At 72.7% G+C, this 1021-nt stretch carries 2 protein-coding genes; one reads left to right on the top strand and one right to left on the bottom strand.

All coding sequences use genetic code 11. The features are described from left to right. On the top strand, positions 1-706 hold a 706-nt coding region (locus OHL10_RS18600; protein ID WP_322645597.1), incomplete at its 5' end, for a glycosyltransferase family 2 protein. Positions 707-742: 36 nt separating this feature from the next. Here OHL10_RS18600 and OHL10_RS18595 read toward each other — a convergent pair. After that, positions 743-1021: hypothetical protein (locus tag OHL10_RS18595; RefSeq protein WP_265523743.1), on the bottom strand; the 279-nt coding region annotated here is incomplete at its 5' end.

The raw sequence follows: 1021 nt of genomic DNA, 5'->3' as shown, positions 1-1021 counted from the left end.
CGTCGTGGGTGACGGCTGGCTCGCCGGCATGCTCGCCGCGCTGCGTCGTGCAGAGTTCGTCACCGGCAGCTGGGAGGGCGACCGGCTCAACAGCACCCACCGCGCCTCCGTCACGTGGACCACCAACCCGATCGTGACGAAGCCCTTCCTGCCGTGGTTGCCCGCGACCGGTGCGGGCACGATGGGCATCGACCGCCAGGTCTTCGTCGATCTGGGCGGGTTCGAGGAATCCCTGGCCACCGGCGAGGACGTCGACCTGTCGTGGCGGGTGCAGCTCGCCGGTCACCGGCTCGAGTACCACCCCGAGATCATCCTGCACGTGCGCAAGCGCGACGGGCTGCGCGCGATCTACCGCCAGGCCTACGCCTACGGCGCGGGAGACAAGCTCCTCCGGCACCGCTACGCCGACGTCATCACCGCCTACCGGCGCGCTGCCGCGGAGGACGCCGGGGCAGGGTCGGTGGAGCCCGATGCGGCCCCGTCCGAGCAGGGCACCCCTGGTCGGCAGGCACCCGGCCGGTGGTCCGAGGGCCGACGCCGCCTGCTGCGGTTGCTGCGGGCAGTCCGCAACAAGCTCGGCCGGGGACGCGCGGGACTCGCGGACACGGTCTGGCGCCTCGGCGAACGAGCGGGCCACAAGAACGGCCAGGTCGACCCGCACGCTCCCCGCGTACCCGTACCGTGCGACCTGCCACGACCTGACTGACGGACGGCGTCTCCCAGACGGTCGCGCTCCCCGCTGTCAGCCGGTGGGTGAGTCGTCGACGGGCAGCACGGCAGGAGTCGGCACCCGGGTGATCCTGCGGGGCAGGCGTGAGAGTCGGTACCCCGTCACGTAGCCGATGCGCTGGACACGATCGGCGAGGTCTCGCCGACCTCGCACACGGAGAACCTTGGCGATCTTGCCTCGAACGAGGGAGAGCCGTCGGACCGCACGTCCGCCGATCTGCTGCGGCGGCTCGGGCGCCGGCACCAGGCCCGCGGGAGGGCCGTGCTCGGCAGACCTGCGCTCGGCGTGCTC

The organism is Oerskovia flava, from assembly GCF_026163685.1.
In the GTDB taxonomy this organism is placed as follows: domain Bacteria; phylum Actinomycetota; class Actinomycetes; order Actinomycetales; family Cellulomonadaceae; genus Oerskovia_A; species Oerskovia_A flava.
This window is presented reverse-complemented; position numbering and strand designations above follow the sequence as displayed.